This is a genomic window from Pseudovibrio sp. SCP20, assembly GCF_057774105.1.
The window spans coordinates 800737-820098 of the sequence record NZ_JBYMDH010000001.1; the positions used below are offsets into that span (position 1 = coordinate 800737).

Sequence of the window (19362 nt, forward strand, 5' to 3'; positions counted from 1 at the left end):
CTTCTTAGGTTAAGTCTATGACTTTGTTTGAATTTCTCCAGCGCAACCTGCGCTGGGTCGCGGGCGGATTTCTGCTCGGCTTTGGCTCCAGCTTCGGCCAGACGTTCTTTATTGCGCAATTTTCCTCTCAGATCCGCGAGACCTACAGCCTGTCTCACGGAGATTTCGGCTCTATCTACATGTTCGCCACGCTGGCAAGCGCGGCAACCCTTATCTATCTCGGCAAAATCGTCGACTATTACCGTCCAGTGGTCGTGGGCTGTGCAGCAATTGTGATCCTTGCCGGATTCAGTTTCTTAATGAGCTGGCATAACTCCATAATATTACTGGGTATTTGTCTCTATGGCTTGCGCTTGTTCGGGCAGGGCATGCTGCCCCATACCTCACAGACGGCCATGTCGCGCTGGTTCCATGGCTCCCGCGGCAAAGCGCTGAGCCTTGCCTCCTTCGGCAACATGGCCGGTGAAGCTCTTCTGCCACTGGCAGCTGTAACACTCATGGTCTCCATGTCTTGGCGCGATCTCTGGTCCGCTGCCGGTGTTACTCTGCTCCTCGTGTTCCTCCCTCTGGCATACCTGACACTCAAGAAAGACCGCACTCCGGAAAACCCGCTTGAGTCATCCCGATCAAATGGCCCGGCTGTCAGCTGGACCAGAAAACAGGTGATGGCCGACTGGCGTTTCTGGGTTGTGATGACCGCCGTGCTGGCAGTGCCATTCCTCGTCACCGGCCTCATGTTCCATCAGGTCCACTTTATGGAAGCCAAGGGATGGGAGCGCACCGTGATGCCGTCTTATCTGCCGCTCTATGCTGCTGCTGGTGCTTTGTTCTCCATGCTGGCCGGCATGCTGATTGACCGGTTCTCTGCTGTCTCTCTGCTTCCTCTCTCCGTAGTGCCGCTCGGTGTCAGTGTCCTCGTGTTTGCTTTTGCAGGCGAAGAGTATTTCGTCCCCGTGGCGTTTATCATCCTGGCCATGACCGTCGGGTCATGGGGGGCAGTTGCCTCCGCTGTTCTGGCCGAGCTGTATGGCACAGCCCACCTTGGGTCCATTCGTGCCATCTACTCCGCCATGATGGTCTTTGCCTCCGCACTGGCTCCGGGTCTCATGGGTGTCCTGCTGGACTATGGTGTTGAGCTCGACACACAGTTTGCCTTCTCCAGCCTCTACTGCTTCGGTCTGGGCCTGGTTCTGTTTGCTGTAAAGCCGCAGCTGATGCTGGTGCGCTCTCCAGCCTGAAAACAGGAAAACCCGAGATATTCCGTAGGTATTCAAGATTGGCTGGTTGACCCGTACCGGCCAACGCGATACCCGAGTGTCAAACTTGTTTATTGATGAGAAGGCTCAGCCATGAGTGTTACGGTTCGCTTCGCGCCATCTCCGACTGGTCACATCCATATCGGCAATGTGCGCCCGGCGCTTTTCAACTATCTCTTTGCCAAAAAGCAGGGCGGTAACTTCGTTCTGCGTTACGACGACACCGACGTGCAGCGCTCTAAGGAAGAGTATGCTGTCGGCATCGCCGAAGACCTGAAATGGCTGGGCATCAACCCTGATCGCGTCGAAAAACAGTCCGAGCGCTTTGCATTGTATGATGCAGCTGCCGCCAAGCTGAAAGACGCCGGTCTGCTCTACGCCTGTTACGAGACACCGGAAGAGCTGGAACGCCGCCGCAACCGTGCCCGCGCTCTGGGCCGTCCTCCTGTCTACGACCGTGCTGGCCTGAAGCTCACCGATGAGCAGATCTCTGAGTATGAGGCAGAAGGCCGTAAACCACACTGGCGCTTCAAACTGCCAAACCACGTAGAAGGCGATCCGTTCTCCTTCAACAGAACAGAAGTTCACTGGGATGATGTGATCCGTGGTCGCCAGACTGTTGATCTTGCCTCCCTGTCTGATCCGGTACTGGTGCGCGCAGACGGCACATACCTCTATACCCTGCCATCCATCGTGGATGACGCGGATATGGGCATCACCCATGTCATCCGTGGTGAGGACCACATTGCGAACACCGGTGTCCAGATTGCCATATTCCAGGCACTGGGGGCACAAGTTCCTGAGTTCGGTCACCACAACCTGCTGACCACCGCTTCAGGTGAGGGCCTTTCCAAACGCTCTGGCGCTCTGTCCATCCGCTCACTGCGTGAGGAAGGCTACGAGCCAATGGCAGTCTGCTCTCTTGCAGTTCTGACCGGCACCAGCCACGCAGTAGAGCCAGCAAAGTCCATGGAAGCTCTGGCAGAAATGCTCGACTTCTCCGGCATTTCCAAGTCCGCTGCAAAGTTCGACCCGGAAGACGTTGGTCACCTGACTGCAAAGCTGGTGCACGACATGAGCTTCGCTGATGTTGCAGATCGTCTGAAGGCAGACGGCGTTGAAGGCGATGAAGCGTTCTGGTCTGCTGTGAAGGAAAACTGCTCCACCGTCAGCGATGCGAAACAGTGGTGGGAGCTTGTCGTCGGCTCAGTTACCCCGGAGATTGCCGAGGAAGACAAAGAGTTCATCACTCAGGCCAAAGATCTGCTGCCGCGGGAGCCTTGGAGCGAAGAAACCTGGGGTGAGTGGACCAAGGCTGTGAAAGGCGAAACGGGCCGTAAAGGCAAAGGTCTGTTCATGCCGCTGCGTAAGGCAATCACAGGTCTGGCCCACGGACCAGACCTGAAGAACATGCTACCGCTTATCGGTCGGGAAAAAACTTTGGACCGACTTTCCTGATAGGCCCTTCGCGGGGCTCAACCTCGCGAGGCACAAATTTCTTCTGAACAAGCGGAGGCTCGGAGATATCACTCTGGGCCTCTGTTGCATCTACGGTCTGACGCAGCTCACTCTGGTTCGGAATAGCCGGATAAGTCGCAGTTGCACCCGGTGTCAGATCATCCAGCTCGGTGCCCGGAATCGCTTGCTCCAAAGATGGAATCGCTGGTGTCGGCTCAATGTTGTTCGGCTGACCAGCCGCTGCATCACACGAACAGGCCGGATTGTTCTGCTGTCTGAACAGATAGGCATTGGCAAGTGAGGTATAAGACGCACCGGAAAGGGAGCGCATCTGCGCTGGTGTTTCCTGCGGAACCTGGAAAACGTAAAGCTCCGTATCCTGACTTGGGCACAGCGCCTGACAGATCTCTTCATCTTCCGCCAGATCGCCCGCACTGGAGTTCGGATTGATTGGGAAGTAATAGCCATCACACTTGCGCACGCACATGGTGGCGTACTGCTGGCCGCCGGAAGAGAAACCAGCCGTAGAGCGCGGCTCCAGCTGCAAAGGCTGGTTGGCCTGCACTGGCGGTGTCAGTGGCTGGATCTGCTGATCAGAGCGATCAGAACAGTTCAGATCAACAAGTGCCTGCTTCACTTCATTCAGACGGTCCTGCATCGCGCTGGAATAGAGTTCCTGCTGTCTCTGACTATCAAGATAGCTCAGGTTCTCATTCATTTGCTGCAGGGAAGAGCTCAGCTGCTGACACTGCGGTGGGCCGAAAGACCCGTTACATCCAAAACTGGACATCTGACTTTGAACATTGCGGATGTGCACCTGCTGCTCTTCATAGGCCGTCTGCCAGCTGTTGGAGCTGCCGTTGGCCTCGACCTGTTCTGAGAGCTCGATAAACTCCGTCTCCAATCGGTCACAGACCTGGGGGCGCGCATTCGCACTCTGGGTCCAGATAAAGGACGCACCAAGGGCGAGGGCCGCAACTGCGCATGAGTGAGCGAAGGGGAGTCTGGAAATAGTCATAGCCCGCAATTTTACGTTTAGTCAGAGAGGTTTCTACAGATAAGCTATTCTATGGCCTTATTGGGGCAAAACCAACGGATTCCGGATGGTTTTGCAAAAATCTCTTCTTCTCTTGCTGGTAGTTGCCGAAAAACATCTTATATCGAGAGTGATTTGATTTGATCTTTTGTGATGGAGGGGAGCTTTGCAGATGTCTGCGCTTGGCAAGTCAGTCCTGAAAATGGTGAGCACCGTAACTGTGGCACTTGGTGTAACCCTGAGCATGCTCGGCACAGCTGCGCAGGCACAGGACCCGGACCTGATCTTCAAAAAATCCACGGTCTGGAAGTTTCTGAGCCCGGACCACAAACTGGCCACCTACGCGCTGGATGATCCGGAAGTGGAGGGCGTGGCCTGTCACTTTACCGTGCCGGAAAAGGGCGGCTTCTCAGGCTGGCTCGGACTGGAAGAGGAAACCTCTGATGTCTCTTTGGCCTGTCGTCAGGTCGGACCAATCAAGTTCAAGAGCAAGTTTGAGCAGGGCGATGAAGTCTATCGTCAAAGCCGCTCACTGTTCTTCAAGAAAATGCGCATCGTCCGCGGCTGTGACACCAAACGCAACGTACTGGTCTATCTGGTGTACTCCGACAAACTGGTTGAAGGCAGCCCGAAGAACTCCACATCTACCGTGCCAATCATGCCGTGGGGCGATCAGGTGCCGGAAAAATGCGCTGACTATCTGGACGACTAAATCGCGTTCCAGAACAGCGCCCGCACTTTCTATTAAAAACAACTGCACAAGCAGTTTTAGCACCGCTGGGCTATCCCGGCGGTGTTTGCGTTTGAAGTTCCCGTGTGAACGGGTGGAGCAAGGCGAACAGGCTCTGCCTGCGCTACTTGTTAAATGTGTTTCTTCGGCATTGGCTGTTCGCCTCGCCCGGGCCTTTTATCATGAACACGCGGGCTCCCTCTCAGACAGACGCGACTGACAGGTTTCCCTGTCATTGACAATTTCTTGTCACCACCGGACGCCCTCCGGAACGACCCCAAGCTCCCTACTACCACTGTGGTCTCAATAGGGTATGGCGCTTCACCGGACCTCCCGACACGATACGTTACCTCATGCCGGCAGCCCAACCCCGCCCACGCCACGGAATGGACGGTCCACTCCTGCCCGAATGCGTGGGCACAAACTGAGAGTAAAACAGGTGCTGGGTGAGGGGGATAAGTTTCTTGGCACTACACCACACCACCCCACACCGTCATCCCGCACAAGCGCAGCGCGATGCGGGACCCAGAGCCACACACTCTAACCTCTCCACTGGATACCGGATCTCCGCTTTGCTCCGTCCGACATGACGGCGAGACGCACCACCCCACGCCATCATCCCGCACAAGTGCAGCGCGATGCGGGACCCAGAGCCACACACTAGAACCTATCTACTGGATACAGGATCTCCGCTTTGCTCCGTCCGGCATGACGGCAAGACGCACCATCTCATACAAGCACAGCGCGATGCGGGAACCTGAGCCCAGCAACCAGCATAACCTTGAGTGATGGAGCGTCGTGTCGATGACTAATAAATTTTCATTTTGAATAAGTGTGCTTCATATTTAGGATTATAGCTCTCGGCTCTCCTGGATTTTTTCATTTTCAAAACTGAAATTTTATGAGGCTACTTCGCATGAAACGCCGGTATCTTTTGGGTGCACTGGTCTTTGTCACGATAGCAGCATCCCTTCTGACTTATCTCATCCAGACCGGAGAACGTGGACTAGCACGTCAAACTCAACCCTCTCGGGATTTGGACGTGATCCGACTTGATGCATCTGAGATCAAGAGTTTGGGGTGGGATCCCAAGGGGTTGGATGCGGTTTTCAACTATGCTGCCAGCCTGAGCACCGATACCTTTATGATCATCACTGATGGCCAAAGGGTTGGGACATTGGGTGACCTTTCAAAACCCTACAATGTCCATTCAATCAGAAAATCTCTTTTGAGTGCTGTTATTGGCCAGCACCTCGCTTTGCCCGAAAATCATTTGCGCCTAGATGCAACGCTTATGGAACTCGGTATTGATGACGCTCCGATCTCGCTGACGAATTTGCAACGAGAGACAACCGTACGCCACTTACTGCAAAGTGTTTCGGGCATTAACCACCCGGCAGCTGCATCGGGGCGTCTTGAAGAGGAAATCGACAAGCGGTTGGGGCAGACAGAGAACCAGCCTGGTACCATTTGGGCTTACAACAACTGGGATTACAACACCCTGACGACTGTCTTCGAAAATGCAACGGGCTCCGAGGTTGCGGTAGCTTTCGAGGACGGGATAGCGAAACCTGTTGGAATGCAGGATTTTGATCGTTCCGCAGTGTCGTATCTCTCTGATCCTCAAAAGTCTCAACATAAGGCAGCGATGTTCAAAATGTCTGCGCGTGACCTTGCTCGTGTTGGGAGCCTCTATCTCAATCATGGAGTTGTCGACGGTCAGCGCGTTCTTGTCGAAAACTGGACAAGTCTCATTACAGAGGATTTTGCTGAAACAGGCTATGGCGGACTGCGGATAGGGCACGGCTATCTGTGGTGGATACCTGCAAAGGAAACTGGTCTGCCTGAGGGGACTTTCTGGGCATGGGGGCTGGGAAATCAGGCTCTCATGGTGATCCCTGAATGGAACACGGTCGTGGTCCATCAATCAGACACGACCGAGTTCCTAAAGCGGTTCATCCCATTGATCAGCAGTGAAAATATGACCGGAGAAGCCGCGATCGAGCAGCTTATTTTCTCATGTCTTAAACGTGCTGCCCGTGAAACTGAGTATTGCATCGAGCACCGTTTCACCACGAAGCGTGAGTTTAAACAGCTCATGTCGCTGATCGTGGCCGCACGGGAGTAAAGCAGCTAAAGCGTATTGCTGAAAAGTGGGAACCAGGATCTCATCTACCAATCTCTGCAGGTGTTGCACTGGATACCGGATCTCCGCTTTGCTCCGTCCGGCATGACGGCAAGAGGTGCTCGCCCGCACCGTCATCCCGCATAAGCATAGCGCGATGCGGGACCCAGAGCCACACGCTAGAACCTCTCCGCTGGATACCGGATCTCCGCTTTGCTCCGCCCGGCATGACGGCAAGAGGTGCTCCCCCCGCGCCGTCATCCCGCACAAGCGCAGCGCGATGCGGGACCCAGAGCCACACACTAGAACTTCTCCGCTTGACTCCGGGTATCAGCTTTGCTCCGTCCGGTTTAACAGCAGAGGTCACTACTCTTGAAGCACAATCAGTGCCGATCTCACAAAAGCACCACAGCCACCCCAACATCACCTCGCCGAAAACACAAAGCTGCCAGCTTACCCAATTAACCAGTTTAGATGAGTGAAATTCAGGCAAAGAAAAAGGCAGCGCAGAACGCCGCCTTTAAATTTTCGGGAACTCACACTTTTGTCTGGACCATCTGAAGAGATGGGCTGGAACTCATGCAGAGTTCATAAACAGGTAAACCGCAAGGAAAATGATCGGGCTCGAGATCACACTAGCCACAATCATAGCTCCCATAGCCTGCTTCAGCATAATCAACCCCCGTTTGAATTATGAAACGCAGCTCTATCTCGGATATATTAGCACAGTTAATTCAAATATGCACTATTAACCATACCCTGAGAAGGGGCGTGGCAATTTGCGCAGTGTGATCAGATCAGTAGGTGGAGGCCATCTTCATTTTGAATGCATCTTGCGAGGTCAAAAGCGCTTCTAAAATAGCTTTGTCCTGCTTGTAGATGTCTTCCCGGAACTGCAGCTCGCCGTCTACACCGGCAAAGGCAGTGTAATAGCGCAGGTGCACTGGCACAGTCTCTGTCAGCTTCAGGCGAACGGTTTTGCCACGCGCACGCAGCTTTTCCATCTTTGCACGGCTGTGGCCGGAGCCGGAAAGCAGCACCTCGCCGAAGGTGAAGGGATCCTGTACGCGAATACAGCCATGGCTGAAGGCACGTTGATCTTTGTTGAACAGGCGCTTGGACGGCGTGTCGTGTAGATAGATGTTGTGCTTGTTGGGGAACATGTACTTCACCGCCCCCAGAGCATTCTTCCGGCCTGCCTTCTGGCGCAGCTGATACCCAAACTTGCGCTTGCTCACATTGCTCCAGTTGATCGCGGTGGGATCAACTCGTTTGCCGTTCTTGTAAACGTTGATGCCTGTACCGGAGAGGGCAGAAGCATTCTTGCGGAGTTTCGGCAGATACTCGTTGGTCGCAATGGACCAAGGAACACCCCAGGTTGGGTTGATCTCGGCATACTCAAAGGTATCGGAAAACAGTGGTGTTGCATTGCGCGGCTTGCCCACCACACTGCGGGTTTCATATAGCACATCCGTGCCTTCCATCACCCGCACCATCTGTTCAGCCACGTTCACCTTCACATAGCGGCCTGATGGCAGAGGATCATCCCAGCGCATGCGCTCCAGATTGACGAGAATCTGATTGCGGCGATCCTCCAAAGATGCATTGAGCGCAGCCCGTGTCTTCTTGCCAACGACGCCATCAACGGTCAGGCCATGGCGTTTCTGGAAGTCCTTGACCAGTGCAACCATGTCATCATTGTAAAAGGTTGGCGGCACTTCAGCTTCACTCGTCCCCGTATAGCCGGAATAGTAAGGCGCATAGCCTTCTGCCTGCAGACGTTTCTCCAGCTGAGCCACGCGGTCTCCCGTATCACCGGGCCGGATGCTTGGGCCATCTTCAATGTAAACGGGATAGTCAGAAGTCAGCGCCGCGTTATAGCGGGCCAGCTGATCCTTCAAAATGTCGTAGGAAGGGGCTTCCGGCTCCAACCCGTCGAAGAACTGCGCCAATGAACGCGTTTCTTCCATCTGCGTGAGCATGTCGTTCAGCTTTGGTACCTTAGGTGAGATGAACACGTTCTTTAGCACCTTGGTCGGCCGTACAACACCGCCTGCAATGTGAGCACCATAAGTGGCAAACGCACGGGTCAGCTGCAACTCGACAACCGCAATCTCATGAAGAGTTGCAGTCGCATTGGACGCTTCCATCACGGCCAGAATAGAGGCGAGCTGACGAACACCATAGGCTTGCGGATCAAGCCCGTGGGTGGGCGCCTTACGAATCTCAGTGACCAGATGGTTGGCAAGCGGCGTTAATGACTGATCCTCAAACCACACAGGCCGGAACTTGCGTAAGGCATAAGCCTCCGCCAGAGCGTCAACCTGTTTGGGGCTGAAACCAGCCTTCTGGATGTCTGCTTCAGAAAAGATCAAATCCCGAATGGTCTGCTCCAACTCAGAAAGCTCTGAGCCCGTTGGTTTGGCCACCTGTCCGGCAGGGCCAGTCAGAGGAGGAGCCTGCGGTTCACTCTCTGGCATCACCAGCGGCTCAATCACAGGCGGGGACAGATCTTCCGGTGCGGGCAGATCAGGCAGCGCCGCCGGATCTTCGTTGAAATTCAGCGGATCTATAAGTCGCTCGGAGGAAGTTGCATTACTGGTCGCACTTGATGGCGAGATCATTCCAATCAGACTTGCAGCGAGAATGGTGGCACAGATACTCTTGTGAGACACGTGTAACTTCCCTGTTTTTTCTTGGCTTTCCCTTAGAATTGCATCTTCGGGTAGAAATTTTGTATTTAACTTAGTTAGAAATGTGGGTGATCCGGTGAGACTAAGACTTGACCTGTAAGCCACAATCAGCGAAAAGCAACATATGAAAACGGCGATGCACACTTCTTCTTGCACCATCATTATTTGCAGCTAGCGACAACGCTGGCTGTGGCCGTTCTATCCTGCCTATTTTCTGCGTGAGATGAACGCCCGGCCAGCTGGCCAGGAGACGAACCACTATGAGCGCAGACACAGCCCAAGGCGAAAAGGGACTTCTGCTCACCAATACTTTGACACGCACAAAAGAAGCTTTTGTGCCAATGGATGCGTCTAACGTGCGCATGTATGTGTGTGGTCCCACCGTTTATGACTATGCCCATATTGGTAATGCGCGCCCCGTCGTCGTTTTTGACGTTCTGGCAAGGCTGCTTCGCCAACTCTATGGCAAAGACCATGTCACATATGTGCGAAACATCACAGACGTGGACGACAAAATTAATGAGCGCGCAGCACGGGAAGGTATTTCCATTCGCGAGCTGACTGAAAAAACAGCCGGTCAGTATCATGCGGATATGGAAGCGCTGGGCGCTCAGGCTCCGGACATCGAACCGCGTGCAACCGAGCACATCGAAGAGATGAAAGAGATGATCGAAACGCTCGTCGACAAAGGCCATGCCTATGTCGCGGACGAACACGTTCTCTTCCATGTGCCAAGCATGCCGGAATACGGAAAGCTCTCCAACCGCACTCTGGACGAGATGGTCGCCGGTGCCCGTGTGGAAGTGGCCTCCTACAAAAAAGACCCGACCGACTTCGTGCTCTGGAAGCCATCCAAAGCGGAAGAGCCAGGCTGGGAAAGCCCATGCGGCATCAAAACACCGGGCCGTCCGGGCTGGCACATCGAATGTTCTGCAATGTCTGAAAAGCACTTGGGCAAGGTCTTCGATATTCATGGCGGCGGGGTCGATCTGACCTTCCCACACCATGAAAACGAGATTGCCCAGTCCAGATGTGCCCACGATACCCATGCCATGGCGAACGTGTGGCTGCACAACGGCTTCCTGCAGGTGGAAGGCGAAAAGATGTCCAAATCTCTGGGCAACTTCTTCACCGTGCATCAACTGCTGGATACAGAAGAGGGCGGCGGACGCAAATGGTCTGGTCAGGCCATCCGCTACGCACTGCTTCAGACCCAGTATCGCCAGCCAATCGACTTCACGTTCAAAAGTCTGGCAGAAGGCGAAAAGCAGCTCACCCGCTGGGCAGAGCTACTGAAGAAGCATGATGTGACAGCACAGGAAAATGGTGCACCGGAAGACGCAGTTTTGGAAGGCCTGAAGGACGACCTGAACACACCACGCGCATTCGCTGCTCTTCATAAGCTCGCCCGTGACGCACGCGGTGGCGATGCAGACGCTGCACAGAAATTAGCTAATTCTATCAAGTTCTTGGGTTTTGATCTTGAATCATTTTCCAAAGCACAGAGCGAAGAAAAAGCTGAAGCGGATGTCTCTCCTGAGCTGAAGGCAAAGGTGGAAGAGCTGATCGGAAAACGTCTGGAAGCCCGCAAGGCCAAAGACTTTGCCGAAAGCGACCGCATCCGCGATGAGCTGGCAGCCGATGGTATCGTGCTCAAAGACATGAAAAACAAGGAAACAGGTGAAATCGAAACCACCTGGTCCTGCGCTTAACGGAAAAGCAGACTTTGGAGTAAGCAGATACCACAAGGAAACTTGAAGTCTGCTCCATGGTTCTGAATGGGATAACCCGTTAGGCTTGCTAAGTTTTCTCAAGGCGCGCGTTGTGTGTGCCTTGAGAGATCCTACGGAGGCAACAGGGAAGCCTCCGTCAAATGAGGGGAGCCTGAGGCAAAGCTCAGGACAATAAGCAGGGTAGGCATACTATGACGAAAGAGCGTCTGTATCTTTTCGACACGACATTGCGCGATGGGGCTCAAACCTCCGGCATTGATTTCTCCGTGGACGAAAAAATTGCCATTACCGACTTATTGGAAAGACTGGGTGTCGACTACATTGAAGGCGGCTATCCGGGTGCGAACCCCACAGACACAAAGTTTTTCTCAGAAAAGAGAACCCAAAAAGCGATCTTCACCGCCTTTGGTATGACCAAACGGGCAGGGCGCTCTGTCAGCAATGACCCCGGTGTGCAGATGGTTCTGCAGTCCGCAGCCGATGCCACCTGTTATGTGGCAAAAAGCTGGGACTACCACGTCGATATCGCGCTGAAATGCACCAATGAAGAAAATCTGGAAAGCATCGCTGACACCGTCAAAGCCTCCGTCGACGCTGGCAAGGAAGCCATGATCGACTGCGAGCACTTCTTTGATGGCTACAAGGCGAACCCGGACTACGCTCTGGCCTGCGCAAAGACCGCCTATGAGGCTGGTGCGCGCTGGGTAGTCCTGTGCGACACCAACGGCGGTACACTGCCGCACGAAGTTACCGAGATTGTCAGTGCCGTGATGCAGGTGGTGCCGGGCAGCAATCTGGGCATCCACGCCCATGACGATACCGGCCACGCCGTTGCAAATACGCTGGCAGCCGTTGTTGCAGGTGTGCGTCAGGTACAGGGCACGCTTAATGGCATCGGTGAGCGCTGTGGTAATGCCAACATGATCACCCTGATCCCGAACATGCTGCTGAAGAAGCCGTATTGCGATCTGGTGGAACTTGGCATCAAGGTTGAAGACCTGACAGAATTGACTGCAATATCAAGGAGTTTTGACGAGATCTTGAATCGATCTTCCAATGTCCATGCTCCTTATGTCGGCGCAAATGCCTTCGCTACCAAAGCTGGCATTCACGCTTCAGCTATCCTGAAGAACCCGGACACCTACGAGCACATTCCGCCAGAAATGGTCGGTAACCAGCGCCGTGTGCTTGTCTCAGATCAGGCAGGAAAATCCAACCTGCTCAACGAGCTGAAACGCCTTGGTGTGGATGCAAACAAAGCAGATCCGCGCGTCGATCGCCTGCTGGCAGAAGTGAAGGAACTGGAAGCACAGGGCTTTGCATATGAAGCCGCAGACGCCTCCTTCGAACTCCTCGCCCGCAGACGCCTGCACTCTGTGCCGGATTACTTCGACGTCCTGTCTTTCCGCACCGGAGTAGAGCGCCGCTACAATGCGCTGGGCGAGCGCGTGACGGTTTCTGAAGCGGTGGTGAAAGTGGAAGTGGACGGTGAGACCTTCATGTCCGTGGCGGAAGGAAATGGTCCGGTCAACGCGCTTGATCTGTCTCTGCGCAAAGATCTCGGCAAATACCAAAGCCTGATAGCTGACCTTGAGCTGATCGACTATAAGGTACGAATATTGAATGGCGGTACGAGCGCGATCACCCGCGTTCTCATAGAAAGCCAGAACAAGAAAACCGGCAAGCGCTGGTTCACGGTTGGCGTCTCTGAAAACATCGTAGACGCCTCCTTCCAGGCTCTGGTAGATTCCGTTCGCTATTGCATTTTCAAGGCGAATGAGCTGGAAACAGCCTGATAGATGCTGAGGAAGCTTCTGAAGAGTTGAAAGATTTGTGGTCGCGATCGCGCGGCCATTCCTACCTTTATTTCATCGGCGCCAGGCTCTCTGGCGCCCATTTATTTCGTAGTATGAGGGTTTAATGAGCCAGTCAGCATCCGCTGCTGACCAGCTGAGCACGCCGGAAGCGTTCAAAGCTGGCTTGATTGCAGCGATATCTGCTTATCTTATGTGGGGCTTTGCACCCATGTACTATAAGCTCACAGCAGACATGCCAGCGATCATCGTGATCTGCTATCGCGTGATTGGCTCCGTGCTGTTTCTTGGTGCGTTTCTGGTCATGAGCAAGTTGCGCAAAGAGGTCTTCGCCATCTTCTGCGATTTCTCCCGCCTGCGCTATCTGTTGGTCTCCGCCTCAGTCATCAGCATCAACTGGACCGTCTTTATCTGGTCTGTTGAAACGGGCAGGGTGCTGGATGCAAGCCTCGGCTACTTCATCAACCCACTCGTCAGTGTGGGCTTGGGCGTTGTGCTGCTCTCCGAGCGCCTCACCAAAGCGCAGATGCTGGCTCTAGCCATCACCATCTTCGCGGTGCTCTACAAAACCTATGAGGTTGGGGAGTTGCCGTGGGTCTCCGTGGTGCTGGCCCTCAGCTTTGCGCTCTACGGCTTCGTGCGCAAAAAAGCCCCTGTAGGTGCTGTTGCCGGTCAGTTGGTGGAAGTTCTGCTGGTTATGCCGTTTGCGCTGGGCGGTCTTTGGTACTTCACCGCAGTGGGGTCCGGCGGTATCTATCCAACCATCCCAACCGAGCATCCATGGTTCCTGTCCTTGCTGCTCTTTACAGGGGTGATCACAGCCGTGCCGCTGGTGGTCTTTGCCTTTGCCGCACGGCGCTTGCCAATGGTCTACATCGGCTTCCTGCAATACATCGCACCTTCCATCCACTTCCTCAGCGCAATCTGGTTGTTTGGAGAGGAACTGTCACTGGAAGGTCTGTTCGCCTTCGGCATGATCTGGTTCTCGCTGGTGGTCTTTTCCATTGATGGCGTCATGGCGCGCCGCCGTATGGAGAAAATAGCGTAAAAGCAATCACACGCAGAATTAAGAAAGGCCGCTCAATCAGCGGCCTTTTTCATTACATGTCTTTGACATCCGGATGTTCAACTTTGCAGCCCTCAATGGCCTTGCAAAGAATGTCGACGCTCTGCGAAACGTCCGCTGTGATTTCATAGGTGATATCGCTGTCCGGACGAATGAAGCCAAGGCCTCGCATGTGGTCGAGTAGCTCAACCAATGGCGTCCAGAACTGATCCAAATTGAGCAACAGCATTGGCTTGTCGTGACGGCCAAGCTGAGCCCAGGTCAGCATCTCCACAAGTTCCTCAAGTGTGCCGATCCCGCCCGGAAGAGCGATGAACGCGTCCGCTTTTTCAAACATGGTGCGCTTGCGCTCATGCATGTCCTGCGTCACGATCAGTTCATGGGCTTCTTCCAGCATCACTTCCCGTTCCTTCAGGAACTTTGGAATAACGCCGGTCACTTCACCACCGTTTTCAAGAACGGTTTTTGCAACAGCTCCCATAAGTCCAATGGATCCGCCACCGTAAACGAGTCGAATCCCTTCACGGGCTAACAATTCACCAAGCTGAATCGCAGCTTGTTCAAACAGCGGCTGGCTCCCCGCGTTGGAGCCGCAATATACGCAGATGCTTTTCAAGGTTTTCATAGGTATTCTGTCGCATTAGGCTAGGGGGAACGTCAAGCAAGGCTCGTAAAATGAGGTTAATTCACCCAACATGCGCAACTTGCCTGACATGGTGCACCTTGCCCCTCGGGTTAAACATGTATAACAAACACGATTAAAGTCTGTCCTTTTTGCTCTAAACTCGGCAAAAGAGGCAGCCGGATAAACTGATATCCGGGCAATCTGATATAATGTCAAAGCATGCCATGTCGAGTGAACTATGGTCTGCTTGAGGAGCAATTGAGAACCATGTCGAAATCGGGGATGAACTGGTTGCTGACAGTTGCTGTAGCTGTTGCTGCGGGCGCAATCGGTGCGGGGGCGTACTACCTGAGCAAGGAAGACACTTCGGTTGTAGCAGAAGCTGAAAAGGCTGTTGCAAAACTGGAAGCAGCTGCAAATGGCAAAGTACAGCTCAACTCGTCGGGCACACAGGTAGATAAGGCAGGGGCTGATAAAACTCCTGAAGCGACTACCAAGCTGGAGACAGCAGATGTTGCCGGCGACAATGTCCCAAGTTTCGATGTGATGCGCGTGGAGCCATCAGGTGATGCAGTGGTTGCGGGCCGCGCAGAAGCCGGTTCCATTGTCGCGCTCATCTCCAATGGCAATGTAATCGGCAAAGGCATCGCTAACAACCGCGGCGAGTTCGCGATTGTCCTCGATAAACCGCTGAAGCCGGGCGATCACGATGTCAGCCTGGAAGCGACCAATCAGGAAACTCAGGAAAAGAATGGCTCCGAGCAGCACATTGCTGTCTCTGTGCCTGAAGATGAAAGCGGTGAAGTCCTCGTTGTCCTCAATGAGCCAAACGCACCATCCAAAATTCTTCAGCTTCCGGAAGCGCCAGTTACGGCTGAACCAGTAACAACCGTCCAGACAGAGCAACCAAAAGCAGATGCTCCGGTTGAAACAGCCGCCGCTGAAACACCGGGCGCAAAAGAAGAAGCACCTGCACTTGCTGCAACCGCTGAAAAGCCAGCAGCTGCGCCAGCTGCAACCGCAGTTGCTGTGACAGAGACACCAGCTCCAACAGCTGAAACAACTGCACCATCTGCAACCGAAACTGCTGAAGCGCCAGCTGATCAGCCTCAAGCAGAAGCACCTGCTGCTGTTGCAGCACAGACTGAAACCCCAACCGAAGCTCCAGCCCCTGTTGCTGTTGCGCAGGCAAACGAAGAGCCTGAGCTGACTGTGAAGGCTGTTGAGACCGAGCAGGGCAAAGTCTTTGTAGCCGGCGAAAGTGAGCCGGGCGCACAGGTTCGTGTCTACGTTGGTGAAGAGTTCGTCGGCGAAGCCAAGGCGGGCAAAGAAGGCCGCTGGCTGGTGGAAGCTGAAAAGACCATTCCGGCTGGCAACGTAGAAGTTCGTGCCGACAAGGTGGAAAACACCGAAGGCAAAGTGGAAGCCCGTGCGCAGGTCGTCTTCACCAAAGGTGAAAACGATGTGGCCATGATCCCGGTTCGCCTCGTTGCAGAAGGCTCCGGCTCTAAAGGCTCATCTGCATCTGTCGGTATTGGTGAGCTGCCAAATGTTATCATTCGCCGCGGTGATAACCTCTGGACCATTTCCCGCCGCCTGTATGGTCAGGGAACGCGTTACACCACCATCTATCAGGCAAACAGCCAGCAGATTCAAAATCCGGACCTGATCTTCCCGGGACAGGTGTTCATGTTGCCTGTGGCTGACCTGAATTGGAAAACAATTAATAACTGATCTGGATTCTTCTCTTCGAACGTCCTATTTAAGAAGAGAAAGCTTTCCAGATTAATCTTTCGGAAAGCGCTGGATGATCAATCCAGCGCTTTCTCTGGTTTGCAAACCTACTGCGCGCTCCCGAAAAGTGATTTCGGATGAGGGTGCGTTCCCAAAGAGGGCATAAGACCCTTTCCAATCTGATGACAATGGCGCGTTCAGGACCATTGCTCTTCTGATAAGACATTCCAAATTCGCCAAACCGCTTCTGCGTATTGAGAAGCGTGCCGGGCAACAAGGCACTAGCATGACTGCAACAAGCAAAAAACAGCAGGCAAAATCCGCCCCTGCTTTGGATGCAGACGATAAAGGCTTGCTTCGTTCACTGAAAACTCTCTGGGTTTACATGTGGCCTGATGCAAGGCCGGAGCTGAAAAAGCGTGTCGTTCTGGCCCTCGCGGCGTTGATTGTCGCAAAAATTATTACCGTTTTCGCGCCCTACCTTTATGCATGGGCAACCGATGCCCTGACTGACAACAGTGTTCTGCCAAACTGGTTGCCGCCAATCCTCATTGCGCCAATCATGCTGGTGATCGCGTACAATGTCGCCAGAACCATGGCTGTCGGTTTCAACCAGATCCGTGATGCCATCTTCTCCAGCGTCGGCTTGCACGCTGTCCGCGAACTGGCCAACCTGACCTTCCAGCACCTCCATGCACTTTCCCTGCGCTATCACTTGTCACGCCGCACCGGTGGCCTGACCCGCGTGATTGACCGTGGTGTGAAGGGCATTGAAGGCATCGTTCGTTTCACGATCCTCAGCGGTATTCCAACAGTCGTTGAATTTGCCATGATGGCGGTTGTCATCTGGTTCCAGTTTGGCTTCTGGTACGTGGTCGTGGTCGGCGTCACCGTGTTCGCCTACGTTTACTACACCGTTGTGGCTTCTGATAAGCGTATCCAGATCCGCCGCGACATGAACAACGCGGACAACGATGCAAACAGCAAGTCCGTCGACAGTCTGCTGAACTTTGAGACCGTGAAGTACTTCGGCAACGAAGAGATGGAGCGGGGTCGCTTTGATAAAGCAATGCGTGGCTATGAACGCGCGGCCATTAAAACATGGACGTCTCTGTCCTGGCTCAACTTCGGGCAGGCACTGATCCTGGGTGTCGGCATGACAACCTGTATGGTCATGTCCGCTATGGCAATCCAGCGTGGCGAGCAGACCATCGGTGACTTCGTCATGATCAACGCGTTGCTCATGCAGCTGTCTGTTCCGCTCAACTTCATCGGCTTCATCTATCGCGAAATCCGTCAGGGTATCGCTGATCTGGAAGCCATGTTCTCTGTTCTGGCTGTTGAACCTGAAATTCAGGATGAACCACTGGCTGAGAACCTGAAGGTCAAAGAAGCCACCATCAAGTTTGAGGACGTGCACTTCCACTACGATGAAGAGCGCCCGATCCTCAAAGGCGTGAATTTCGAAGTCCCGGCTGGTAGCACCATCGCGATCGTTGGACCGTCCGGTGCTGGTAAGTCCACCATCTCACGCCTTCTGTTCCGCTTCTATGATGTCACCTCGGGCCGCATCACCATTGATGGCAAGGACGTGCGTGAAGTCACCCAGAAGTCTCTGCGCGATCACATCGGCATGGTGCCGCAGGATACGGTGCTGTTTAATGACAATATCGCCTACAACATCCGCTATGGCCGCGTGAACGCGACGGATGAAGAGGTGAAGGAAGCAGCAAAGCTGGCCCAGATCGACCACTTCATCGAAGCATTGCCTCATGGCTATGACAGTGAAGTGGGCGAGCGCGGCTTGAAGCTCTCCGGTGGTGAAAAACAACGTGTGGCGATTGCGCGAACCATCCTCAAGAGCCCGCCAATCCTTATCCTTGATGAAGCAACATCCGCTCTGGACACCCACACCGAGCAGGAAATCCAGTCCGCTCTGGATGTGGTCTCCAAGGATCGCACTACACTCGTCATCGCCCACCGCCTCTCAACCGTGGTGAATGCAGACCAGATCCTCGTGCTCAAAGCCGGTGAAGCCGTAGAGCAGGGCACCCACGCCGAGCTCATGGCCAACGATGGCCTCTATGCCTCCATGTGGAGCCGTCAGCGCGAAGTCAGCGAAGCGGAAGCACGTCTGGCAGAAATGCGTGAAGACGATCAGGGCTTCATTTCCAGAGGCAAAAGTGCTGAAGAAGCCGTAATTGAGGGCATAAACGACAAGAAATAGTGGGTTGAAGGGAAAGCTCTGCGCGCAATCAGGGGAATCTCTGTTTAAATAAGCTAGAGTTGCTTGCACAGAACTCTCTGAGTTGCTCTATGAGCAGAAACTTAACGTCTGAGGGGTTCAATAGCTGAACCCCTCAATTGAGCAAAGGTGGTCGACGATGTCGTTGGTAGACAGCATTTCCAAGACACTGGTTCCCATTCATAGAGAAGGTTACCCGTTCATCGCCATTGCAGCTGTCCTGACAATCATTTTAGGGTGGTTCTGGTCACCTCTTTTCTGGATAGGCCTCTTCCTCACCGGATGGGTCTGTTACTTCTTCCGTGACCCAAAACGTGTCACACCTGTTAAAGACGGCCTGATTGTTTCCCCGGCAGATGGCACAGTGTGCCTGATGGGCTCCGCCATTCCACCGCGTGAGCTGGACCTGGGCGATCAACCTATGATGCGTGTTTGCATCTTCATGGATGTCTTTAACTGCCACGTAAACCGTGCGCCAATGGCAGGCCGCGTCACGCGCGTTGCTTACAAAGCCGGAAAGTTCCTGAATGCGGAGCTGGACAAGGCAAGTGAGCACAACGAGCGCAACGGCCTGATCATTGAAAACGACAACGCCCGCATCGGCGTTGTGCAAATCGCCGGCCTCGTAGCACGCCGTATTGTGTGCTTCGTCAAAGAAGGCGAAAACATTTCTGCAGGTGATCGCTTCGGTCTGATCCGCTTCGGATCCCGTCTTGATGTTTACCTGCCACAGGGTACAAAGCCACAAGTTGCCTTGGGCCAGACCATGATTGCTGGCGAGAGTATTCTGGCAAATCTGAAAGATGAAGAAGCAGGCGACGTTGTTGCCCGCGTTTCTTAAGGTAGT

13 protein-coding genes are annotated in these 19362 nt (G+C 53.9%); 10 read left to right on the forward strand and 3 right to left on the reverse strand.

The features are described 5' to 3' along the window. The first annotated feature begins 17 nt into the window (after positions 1-17). Both AC3CB2_RS03730 and gltX read left to right on the forward strand, forming a co-directional pair. Positions 18-1238: an MFS transporter gene (locus AC3CB2_RS03730; protein WP_014285272.1), complete on the forward strand. Its 1221-nt coding sequence runs from the start codon at positions 18-20 to the stop codon at positions 1236-1238. 111 nt (positions 1239-1349) lie between these two features. Beyond that, entirely contained in the window at positions 1350-2714 is a 1365-nt protein-coding gene (gene gltX / locus AC3CB2_RS03735; RefSeq protein WP_352930776.1) for a glutamate--tRNA ligase, read from the forward strand. Here the strand turns inward: gltX and AC3CB2_RS03740 are convergent. Continuing rightward, on the reverse strand, positions 2677-3732 hold the full coding sequence (locus tag AC3CB2_RS03740; protein ID WP_352930775.1) for a DUF2865 domain-containing protein: 1056 nt from the start codon (positions 3730-3732) through the stop codon (positions 2677-2679). The genes gltX and AC3CB2_RS03740 overlap by 38 nt on opposite strands. A gap of 262 nt (positions 3733-3994) precedes the next feature. On the opposite strand from AC3CB2_RS03740, the gene AC3CB2_RS03745 reads away from it, so the two are divergent. Beyond that, positions 3995-4462 (forward strand): CreA family protein, encoded by a 468-nt coding sequence (locus AC3CB2_RS03745; RefSeq protein ID WP_371256389.1) that lies wholly within the window; start codon positions 3995-3997, stop codon positions 4460-4462. Positions 4463-5414: 952 nt separating this feature from the next. Next, on the forward strand, positions 5415-6608 hold the full coding sequence (locus AC3CB2_RS03750) for a serine hydrolase domain-containing protein (RefSeq protein WP_352930773.1): 1194 nt from the start codon (positions 5415-5417) through the stop codon (positions 6606-6608). A gap of 794 nt (positions 6609-7402) precedes the next feature. On the opposite strand, the gene AC3CB2_RS03755 is transcribed toward AC3CB2_RS03750, so the two are convergent. After that, positions 7403-9280, reverse strand: coding sequence for a L,D-transpeptidase family protein (locus tag AC3CB2_RS03755; protein ID WP_352930771.1), 1878 nt, complete (start codon positions 9278-9280; stop codon positions 7403-7405). Positions 9281-9558: 278 nt separating this feature from the next. Between AC3CB2_RS03755 and cysS the strand changes: the two genes are divergently transcribed. The 3 genes from cysS to rarD all read left to right on the forward strand — a co-directional run bounded on the left by cysS (position 9559) and on the right by rarD (position 13893). Next, positions 9559-11010: a cysteine--tRNA ligase gene (gene cysS / locus AC3CB2_RS03760; protein WP_352930770.1), complete on the forward strand. Its 1452-nt coding sequence runs from the start codon at positions 9559-9561 to the stop codon at positions 11008-11010. 212 nt (positions 11011-11222) lie between these two features. Continuing rightward, positions 11223-12827 (forward strand): citramalate synthase, encoded by a 1605-nt coding sequence (gene cimA / locus AC3CB2_RS03765; protein ID WP_352930768.1) that lies wholly within the window; start codon positions 11223-11225, stop codon positions 12825-12827. A gap of 124 nt (positions 12828-12951) precedes the next feature. After that, the gene (gene rarD, locus AC3CB2_RS03770) at positions 12952-13893 is read left to right on the forward strand and encodes an EamA family transporter RarD (RefSeq protein WP_352930766.1); all 942 of its coding nucleotides are present in this window, start codon (positions 12952-12954) and stop codon (positions 13891-13893) included. A gap of 52 nt (positions 13894-13945) precedes the next feature. Here rarD and AC3CB2_RS03775 read toward each other — a convergent pair whose 3' ends face one another. Beyond that, positions 13946-14536, reverse strand: a complete 591-nt coding sequence (locus AC3CB2_RS03775) for an LOG family protein (RefSeq protein WP_352930764.1) — start codon at positions 14534-14536, stop codon at positions 13946-13948. Positions 14537-14803: 267 nt separating this feature from the next. Here AC3CB2_RS03775 and AC3CB2_RS03780 point away from each other — a divergent pair, with 267 nt between their 5' ends. The 3 genes from AC3CB2_RS03780 (at position 14804) to AC3CB2_RS03790 (ending at position 19356) form a co-directional block, all read left to right on the forward strand. Further along, positions 14804-16270 carry an Ig-like domain-containing protein gene (locus AC3CB2_RS03780; RefSeq protein ID WP_352930762.1) on the forward strand — a complete coding sequence of 489 codons (1467 nt, stop codon included), beginning with the start codon at positions 14804-14806 and terminating at the stop codon, positions 16268-16270. A gap of 286 nt (positions 16271-16556) precedes the next feature. After that, entirely contained in the window at positions 16557-18497 is a 1941-nt protein-coding gene (locus tag AC3CB2_RS03785; RefSeq protein WP_352930760.1) for an ABCB family ABC transporter ATP-binding protein/permease, read from the forward strand. Between the two features lie 136 nt (positions 18498-18633). Continuing rightward, positions 18634-19356 (forward strand): phosphatidylserine decarboxylase, encoded by a 723-nt coding sequence (locus AC3CB2_RS03790; RefSeq protein ID WP_256377983.1) that lies wholly within the window; start codon positions 18634-18636, stop codon positions 19354-19356. Positions 19357-19362 lie beyond the last annotated feature (6 nt).

Bases quoted from the DNA above. Each gene is read 5' to 3' on its own strand.
- AC3CB2_RS03730 (WP_014285272.1), top strand. From the start codon at position 18: ATGACTTTGTTTGAATTTCTCCAGCGCAACCTGCGCTGGGTCGCGGGC.
- gltX (WP_352930776.1), top strand. From the start codon at position 1,350: ATGAGTGTTACGGTTCGCTTCGCGCCATCTCCGACTGGTCACATCCAT.
- AC3CB2_RS03740 (WP_352930775.1), bottom strand. From the start codon at position 3,732: ATGACTATTTCCAGACTCCCCTTCGCTCACTCATGCGCAGTTGCGGCC.
- AC3CB2_RS03745 (WP_371256389.1), top strand. From the start codon at position 3,995: ATGCTCGGCACAGCTGCGCAGGCACAGGACCCGGACCTGATCTTCAAA.
- cysS (WP_352930770.1), top strand. From the start codon at position 9,559: ATGAGCGCAGACACAGCCCAAGGCGAAAAGGGACTTCTGCTCACCAAT.
- cimA (WP_352930768.1), top strand. From the start codon at position 11,223: ATGACGAAAGAGCGTCTGTATCTTTTCGACACGACATTGCGCGATGGG.
- rarD (WP_352930766.1), top strand. From the start codon at position 12,952: ATGAGCCAGTCAGCATCCGCTGCTGACCAGCTGAGCACGCCGGAAGCG.
- AC3CB2_RS03775 (WP_352930764.1), bottom strand. From the start codon at position 14,536: ATGAAAACCTTGAAAAGCATCTGCGTATATTGCGGCTCCAACGCGGGG.
- AC3CB2_RS03780 (WP_352930762.1), top strand. From the start codon at position 14,804: ATGTCGAAATCGGGGATGAACTGGTTGCTGACAGTTGCTGTAGCTGTT.
- AC3CB2_RS03785 (WP_352930760.1), top strand. From the start codon at position 16,557: ATGACTGCAACAAGCAAAAAACAGCAGGCAAAATCCGCCCCTGCTTTG.